This is a genomic window from Sphaerospermopsis sp. FACHB-1194, assembly GCF_014696235.1.
GTDB lineage: Bacteria > Cyanobacteriota > Cyanobacteriia > Cyanobacteriales > Nostocaceae > Sphaerospermopsis > Sphaerospermopsis kisseleviana.
The window spans coordinates 1-7592 of record NZ_JACJPU010000087.1 but is presented as its reverse complement, the minus strand read 5'-3'; the positions used below and the strand labels follow the sequence as shown (position 1 = coordinate 7592).

At 38.4% G+C, this 7592-nt stretch carries 9 protein-coding genes; 5 read left to right on the top strand and 4 right to left on the bottom strand.

The window, feature by feature from the left end:
* Positions 1-94 precede the first annotated feature (94 nt).
* Positions 95-250, bottom strand: coding sequence for a hypothetical protein (locus tag H6F45_RS25615; RefSeq protein WP_190348755.1), 156 nt, complete (start codon positions 248-250; stop codon positions 95-97).
* A gap of 185 nt (positions 251-435) precedes the next feature.
* Here H6F45_RS25615 and H6F45_RS25610 point away from each other — a divergent pair, with 185 nt between their 5' ends.
* The gene (locus H6F45_RS25610; RefSeq protein ID WP_096569375.1) at positions 436-633 is read left to right on the top strand and encodes a hypothetical protein; all 198 of its coding nucleotides are present in this window, start codon (positions 436-438) and stop codon (positions 631-633) included.
* Between the two features lie 95 nt (positions 634-728).
* Positions 729-1205: a Tic20 family protein gene (locus H6F45_RS25605; protein WP_096569378.1), complete on the top strand. Its 477-nt coding sequence runs from the start codon at positions 729-731 to the stop codon at positions 1203-1205.
* 85 nt (positions 1206-1290) lie between these two features.
* Here the strand turns inward: H6F45_RS25605 and H6F45_RS25600 are convergent, their stop codons facing one another.
* Positions 1291-2064, bottom strand: a complete 774-nt coding sequence (locus tag H6F45_RS25600; RefSeq protein ID WP_137668536.1) for a fumarylacetoacetate hydrolase family protein — start codon at positions 2062-2064, stop codon at positions 1291-1293.
* A 183-nt stretch (positions 2065-2247) separates the two neighbouring features.
* Between H6F45_RS25600 and rpsF the strand changes: the two genes are divergently transcribed.
* Both rpsF and H6F45_RS25590 read left to right on the top strand, forming a co-directional pair.
* Positions 2248-2574: a 30S ribosomal protein S6 gene (rpsF, locus tag H6F45_RS25595; protein ID WP_096569384.1), complete on the top strand. Its 327-nt coding sequence runs from the start codon at positions 2248-2250 to the stop codon at positions 2572-2574.
* Positions 2575-2948: 374 nt separating this feature from the next.
* Entirely contained in the window at positions 2949-3509 is a 561-nt protein-coding gene (locus H6F45_RS25590) for an Npun_F5560 family protein (RefSeq protein ID WP_096569387.1), read from the top strand.
* A gap of 903 nt (positions 3510-4412) precedes the next feature.
* Here the strand turns inward: H6F45_RS25590 and H6F45_RS25585 are convergent.
* Entirely contained in the window at positions 4413-4766 is a 354-nt protein-coding gene (locus H6F45_RS25585; RefSeq protein WP_096569390.1) for an STAS domain-containing protein, read from the bottom strand.
* 557 nt (positions 4767-5323) lie between these two features.
* Between H6F45_RS25585 and H6F45_RS25580 the strand changes: the two genes are divergently transcribed.
* A complete protein-coding gene (locus tag H6F45_RS25580) occupies positions 5324-5950 on the top strand; it encodes a DedA family protein (RefSeq protein ID WP_096569393.1) in 627 nt (208 codons plus the stop codon).
* A gap of 127 nt (positions 5951-6077) precedes the next feature.
* On the opposite strand, the gene H6F45_RS25575 is transcribed toward H6F45_RS25580, so the two are convergent.
* Positions 6078-7271 carry an argininosuccinate synthase gene (locus H6F45_RS25575; RefSeq protein WP_190348754.1) on the bottom strand — a complete coding sequence of 398 codons (1194 nt, stop codon included), beginning with the start codon at positions 7269-7271 and terminating at the stop codon, positions 6078-6080.
* Positions 7272-7592: the final 321 nt, after the last annotated feature.

The window sequence follows — 7592 nt, the reverse complement described above, 5'->3', positions numbered from 1 at the left end:
GATTAAGTGTTGTTGGCATCCATAATTAGACATTTTTCTGATTTTCGATATTGTCCTGTATAATAACATGAAGTTTTAATCAAGATTGGATGAATTATTCTATACAATTTTGAATGTGGCTAAAGCCAATCAATCGCTTTAATGCGACTAAAGTCCCTATCGACTTATCCCCATGTCTAAAAGCCTGGGGCTTGCGTCTCGTTTCAGGGTCAATATTTTCATGTATCAACCAAGGGTTTGTAAATTTCATCTGTGGGATTCTGCCTATAATTAACTAGAAAAATATTCGTATTAATTTTGACTAAGAAAAATTAATATCCAAAATATATAATATACAATAAAACTATATGCAGTTAGCAAACATTCACTATTTTATTTATTTGCTATTTTGTGAGTTCCTGCCTTGATGCCAAAAGGAGCGATGGAGGTATTGCGATGTTAGTTATTGTAACGGATGATCAAATCTTTGCCCCTGAGCAAGTTTGCCAATCTTGTTGGCTTGCTAACAATAGCGGTAAACCCCGTTGGTATGAGGGTAAGCTGCGTTGTGGTCAAGCTATTCGCCAATTTACAGAACAGCAAGCAGAGCAGTTTGAGTGTATGATGGGTTTCCGACTCGCCAATATAAAATAATCTAATAAAATAATCTAATTTATCAGCAAAATCAAGCAGCTGCGTTATCATAACGCTCAAATAGCTATTCAAATTTAGCCATAGGAGAATTTACCATGAATTGGCGCGGCTCTACTACTGTTCCTGATCGAATTTTTGCTTGTTTGCCTTATTTATTGCCTCTGATTGAAGTATTTGCATTTGGTCAGTTTTTACTGCGAGATTTTCCATTGTTGGGAATAGTCTTTTTACCTATGCTGCCATTGTTAAGAATTTACTATGGTGTCCGTTATGCTGGAATAATTATTTTCTTTGCTTTGTGGCTATTAGTTGTCAGAAATGACAAAATCGCCCATTTTATTCGTTTCAACACTATGCAAGCCATCATTTTGGATATTGTGGTATTTTTGTGTGGCATCTTGACTGATCTTGTGAAATTTGTCCCTGGTAGTGGTTTTGCTATGCAAACACTGTATACAACCATTTTTATGGGGATAGTTGGGGCTGTAGTTTATTCTGTATTCCAGTCTTTAAATGGCCGTTATGCAGAAATACCAGCCATTTCTGATGCTGTTCATATGCAGGTGCGTTAGGTTAAATACCAATTTTAGATTTTAGATTTTGGATTTTGGATTAACAGTTTTGAGGATCAGCTGTTCCCAAAATCTCAAACAATAATTATCGTCGGATAACTATGTTTTCCAGGCGGCCAATACCTTCGATTTCCACACGGACGCGATCGCCTATATTTAATGGTCCTACGCCAAAGGGTGTACCTGTTAGCACCACATCCCCTGGTAATAGTGTCATTACTTGACTGATATAGGACACCAAATAATCTGGGGAAAATACCATTTGATCAATACAGGCAGATTGGACGGGATGAGGTTGATCATTCAAAAAGGTTTGTAATCTCGCTCCTGGGTTCAATTCTCGCACAATCCAAGGACCTAAAGGGCAAAATGTATCAAAACCTTTAGCTCTTGTCCACTGAGCATCTTTTTTTTGTAAATCTCTGGCTGTAACATCATTGGCAATGGTGTAACCCCAAATTTTGCTTTGGGCTGCCTCTGGTGTACAGTCAGAGGTGCGATCGCCTATCACTAACGCTAACTCGCCTTCATAGTCTACCCGTTGTGACTGTGCAGGATATTTGATTTCCATTTCTGAGGCGATTACAGTTGTGGGCGGTTTGAAGAAAATCAGCGGTTCAGCAGGTACAGAACTGCCCATTTCTGCCGCATGATCAGCATAATTCTTTCCTACAGCCACAATTTTCGAGGGTGAACAGGGAGCTAGGAGTCTGTATTTGTCCGGTTCTAAAATTAAATCAGTGGGTTGCCCTTCTAACCAAGGTGGAGCGTCCAAAACTTCCACGTTTAGGGATAATTGCAGCAAACCATAGTAAATTTTTCCTTCTTGACTCTTAACTCGCACATAGCGTTGCGCCATAACTTTGATTAATATCCTTAGAGATGCAAATTTCGGCGGATGAGGCTGATGATTTTCATCGAAAACTGGTAAGATTATAATTCCTTGTTGCTTCCGATGTTGATTTTGACCAGTAACTCATCTGTTTTACTTGTATAAATCTATGTCAGCAGCCTTTTTTGTCCATAAGGTGACTAAAAATATATGACCACAGTTTACGAGACAATGTACATTCTCCGCCCTGATTTGGGAGATGAGCAGGTAGAACAAGCGGTTACTAAATATCAGAACTTGTTAACTGAACAGGGTGCTGAGAATCTGGAAATCCAAAATCGGGGTAAGCGTCGTCTGGCTTATGAAATCAACAGACACCGTGACGGCATCTACATCCAATTTAACTACACAGCCCCAGCAGGTGCGATCGCTCCTTTTGAACGTGCTATGAGATTGAGCGAAGAAGTAATTCGCTACTTAACAATCAAGCAGGAAATAAAAGAAGACAAGTCAGCTAAAGAAACTGTAGCTGCTTAAAAAGTGCTGAGTGAGGAATTCTTCGGGGATTCCTCCCATTTAGAAAAATTTACGTATTCTAACAGTTGTCAATTGCTCCTAATTGCGATATGTTTTGAATCAAATCATGAAGTAAGTGTTTTTTTTCATACATATAGAGTATAGGAAAGGACACTATAATAAATATAGGACTTACGCAAGATGTGACTGAAAACCTTATTCTTGCGTAGGGGTAATTCATGAATTACCCCTACTTTCGTTCCCTTTTGCGTAAGTCCTGAAATATTTAAAAATATTTAAAAATATTTAAAAAATATTTGGAAAATATTTTATTGCTGTCCCTAGCACTTACCAAAGTTAATATTGTCGCAGTTATTCCTAAGAGATAAATCGCTGTGAGCCAATCTAACACACCCGAAATCCAAGCACTTTCTACTGAAGTATCGCAGTTGCGTCAAGAGTTGCAACTAAGAGACCAATTAGTGCAACAGCTATCTCAAGAACTGTTCCGGCTGGTTAAGGGTAATACTAGCTTTATTCCGCAAAAAGCTGAACCTGAGTATGATTTGAGTCAGTTAGATGCTTTAAAAGAACAACTCCAAGCGGTGGAAGAGCAAGTAACCTTCTACCAAGAGCAAATTGCCTCTCGTGACTCGGAAATTTACCAATTACGACAGTCAGTTCAAGAATTGACTGATCGCAGTCGGATGTTAGAGCAAGTAGTACAAGAATTACCACAAATTTACCGTCGTAAGTTTGAGGAAAGAATGACTCCAGTCAGAGAGAAAGTGGCAATGTTACAAAGAGAAAATCGGCAATTACAAGCTGAACTACAAAGTGTAAGTTATCGGTTAGCACTCAAAACTCGCCACTCAAGTCATAGTGGTATTGATTTACCAAATTTTTCTAGTCCTATATCTGGACAAGAAAATATATCTACTCCGCAAAATGTTTAGACGGATATGGTAATGTAGAAATTTATATTCAGATTAATTGTCTGATTAATTATCTTCTTAAAGCAAGTAGTTTATTGCTAAAATTAATTGCTCTTCGGACTAGGCTGAAGAGATAATTTTTAATTAGGGTTGCTGAAAAAGTTATTTAGGGTTTGCTGAATAAACCTAAAACCTTGATATATCAAAGGTTAGAGGCTGATAAACACAGAAATTAGTGCAAGGGTTTTGAAGGGTATACCGGAAAAAGTGTGCATTTTTTGGGATTTCAAGAGATGGCAAAGAAATTTTCAAATCTCCTCCTGACTCCTGACTCCTGACTCCTGACTCCTATGCCCTCACGGAAAGACTTTCTCAGCAACCCCTATTTAAGGAGTTTCTTTGATTTGGAAATTTTCCCAACACTAACAAAGTGGCAGCTTTTTTAGGCTCACAGTACCTACGGGTTGCTGAATAAACTCAAAACCTGGATGAATAAAGAGTTTGAGGGTGATAACAAATAAAATAGGTGCAAGGTTTTGGAAGCTATGAGTAGGAAAACCTTGTACTTTGTTGGTTTTTACCTCGTTTGAAAATACAAAAAACTCCTTGATATCCTTGAACTCCTGACTCCTTGAAATCCTTAATTTTCTAGGTTTTACGTTTATTCAACATCCCCTATTTATCTTTTTTCTGACTCCTGACTCCTGACTTTTGCTGTATCTTCAATTTTTCTCAGGTTTTATCAATTTGTATCGCCTAGCGGCCAAACCTCTAGTCAACCTAGTCATATTTTGCAGGTGCAATAGAGATTCAGCTTGCTAGAGCGAGAATTTAAAGGGTGATTATATCCAGTAATGTTCTGTCAATATGACAAGCGAAAAAATATTCTTAAATTGGCTATTTTCCCTCAGAAAAGCCGAGAATTTAGCCTACTGTCACCAGACTTTGCTTATTGAGATGAGAAAATATATCTTCGCAATTGTTAACTATCTCAAACACTGAATCTAGGTGAGTAAGTTCCAATACTAATCTTACAGGAGCTTGCACGTTGCAAAGAACTAAGCGACAACCGCTTTCGCGTACAACTTTCAGTGCTTGAACTAGGGGAACTAAACCAGAGCTATCCATGAATTCAACTTCTGCGAGATCGATAACCCAGAGTTGATCAGGTTGAGGTTTTACTCCAGCCATCTTTTCACTCAAGGCCGTACCAACCTGTAAGTCTATGCTTCCTTGGGGTTTGAACAAAATCACTTGGCGTTCTTGTGTAAGAGTCATGAATTTAACTGGGTAGTTGAACAGGGCAGTTGAAATGTTCAGAAAATGGAAATTATATCAATCAAGATTGAGTGTCAACAGTGTAAATACTGTTTTTTCTTAGTCAGACAGGACTTAATGCAATTATAGTCGATATCTATGGAACTGCTACAGGAATCATGACAAACGAGAGTATAAAATTTGATAGATATTTCCAATATAGTCATAAATGACTGCGGATTTCGGTAGCCAATTTAACTGTTATTATTTTCTTATAATTTGTGTGTATTTTTATAACTTTTTAATAATTACATTTCAAAAATGTACATAATATCATGTCTATTTCTATAGTTATCATATATTTACGTCCAGGAAATAGGGAAGAAAACAATTTTTATTACAAGAAATTAACCTGAAATTATAAGTAGAAGGAATTGAAAAAAACCGAATGGTGAAAAGCAATGATCAGGTTTTTGTCATTATGAACGTCAATAATCAATTACCAATTATTTGACAGCCTAACTCCAGACAAGCCAAAATATAGTAAAAGTAAAAATTTGTAAAGTCGGCGGTGCTGGATGTCTTTTGAGCTATTTTCACTAGAAAACATCCAAGAATTTGCTCAATCTTACGGTTATTGGGCTATTTTTTTGGGAATTTTGCTAGAGAATTTGGGCATTCCTCTTCCTGGTGAAACCGTGACTTTAGTGGGCGGTTTCCTAGCTGGTAGCGATGAACTTAATTACTGGCTGGTTCTGGGTGATGCTGTTACAGGTGCTGTAATAGGCGGTACTTTCGGCTATTGGATTGGTAGGGTTGGTGGTTGGCCGTTCCTGTTACAAGTGGGAAAGATATTCCGTATATCTGAAACCCGACTGCTGAGTATTAAAGATCAATTTAGTGAAAATGCTGCTAAAGCTGTATTTTTTGGTCGTTTTTTCGCATTATTGAGAATTTTTGCGGCTCCACTTGCGGGTATTGCCGAAATGTCTTTTGGTAAATTCCTGGTATATAACTTAGCAGGAGCTTCTGCCTGGGCTGGTGTCATGGTGACTTTAGCTTTCTTTGCCGGCAGAATTGTTTCCCTAGAACAATTAGTAGCTTGGGTAAGTCAATTTGCAATTTTGGCGTTACTTATTCTAGTTGCTGTAATTGTTGTTCCTATTTGGTGGGAATCACGCCAAGTTAAGCATTTGGGGGAATAGGTGATTGGTGATTGGTGATTGGTGATTGGTGATTGGTGATTGGGAAAATACAAATAATTTTCCCCCTGCTCCCTGCTCCCTGCTCCCCTGCTTCTTCCCCAGTCCCCAGTCCCCAGTCCCCAGTCACTTAAGACTGCGCCCAAATGCGGGTAGGTAGTCCCCAGACGTAAATAAAGCCTTCTGCGGCTTTGTGATCAAATTGATCTTCTGCTCCGTAGGTGGCTAAGTCGGGAGTATAAAGGGTGTTATCGCTCCAACGTCCTACTATGGTGGCGTTACCTTTAAACAGTTTTAACCGCACAACACCAGAAACTCTTTCCTGTGTTTGTTGAATAAAAGCATCAACAGCGGCTTTAAGTGGACTATACCAAAGTCCGTTGTATACTAATTTGGTATAGGTTTCTTCAATACCCCGTTTGTATTGAGTAACATCTGCTGTTAAAGTCAGGCTTTCTAAATCACGATGGGCATTAATTAACACCACCATTGCTGGTGATTCGTAGATTTCCCGTGATTTAATGCCTACTAGGCGGTTTTCAATCATGTCAATGCGCCCAATACCGTGATTGCCAACGATAGTATTGAGTTCTTGAATTAGCTGAACTGGTGTTTTTGATGTACCGTTGATGGTGGTGGGAATGCCTTTTTCAAAGCCAATTTCCAGATATTCCGGTTCATTGGGAGTATCAGCTATGGCTTTAGTCATTTCATAAATTTCTTCTGGGGGTTCGTTAGCTGGATCTTCCAAAGTACCAGCTTCGATACTGCGACCAAGTAAATTTTTGTCAATACTGAAGGGAGAGGATTTTTTTACGGGTGCAGGAATACCAAACTGCTCACCATAAGCAATAGTTTCTTCCCGACTCATTCCCCATTCTCTGGCAGGTGCAAGAATTTTTAAGTTGGGGTTTAGTGCTGTACAGGAAACATCAAAACGTACTTGATCATTACCTTTACCAGTACAACCGTGAGCGATCGCATCCGCACCATATTTTTCGGCTGTTTCTACTAATACCTTAGCAATCAAAGGTCTAGCTAATGCAGTTCCTAGAGGATAACGATTTTCATAGAGTGCATTCGCTTGAATTGCGGGAAATGCGTAATCTTGGACAAAGCTATCTTTGACATCCGCTACTAGAGATTCACTTGCACCAGATTTTAAAGCTTTTTCTCGTACTGGTTCTAATTCATCTCCCTGACCTAAATCTGCTGCTAGGGTGATTACCTCTTCAACTCCCCATTCTTCTTTAAGGTAGGGGATGCAAACAGAAGTATCTACTCCACCAGAATATGCTAAGACAACCTTTTTGGCGCGACCCATTAGTTTCTCCACTTAGGAAAACAAACAATGAGTCATTATTATATCTAAACTTAACCATGTATAGTTTTTTTATGCAACAACCATTGTCATGGAAAGCTGTTAATTAACCTCACTACCTAGTCAGGATATGAGGAGTTGAGCTTGTCCTAAGTTGACAATTTACTAGATAAACCTGTACAAATGTATACAAAAACACAAGTATTTGACGTATACATGGAATAAGTTGACTAAAAAATTAGGCAAAATGTGTCAGAATTAAATAATAAAGTATAGTGTTGACATCAGCAAATGCTTTTATCCATCAAAACACAACTCAAGTTA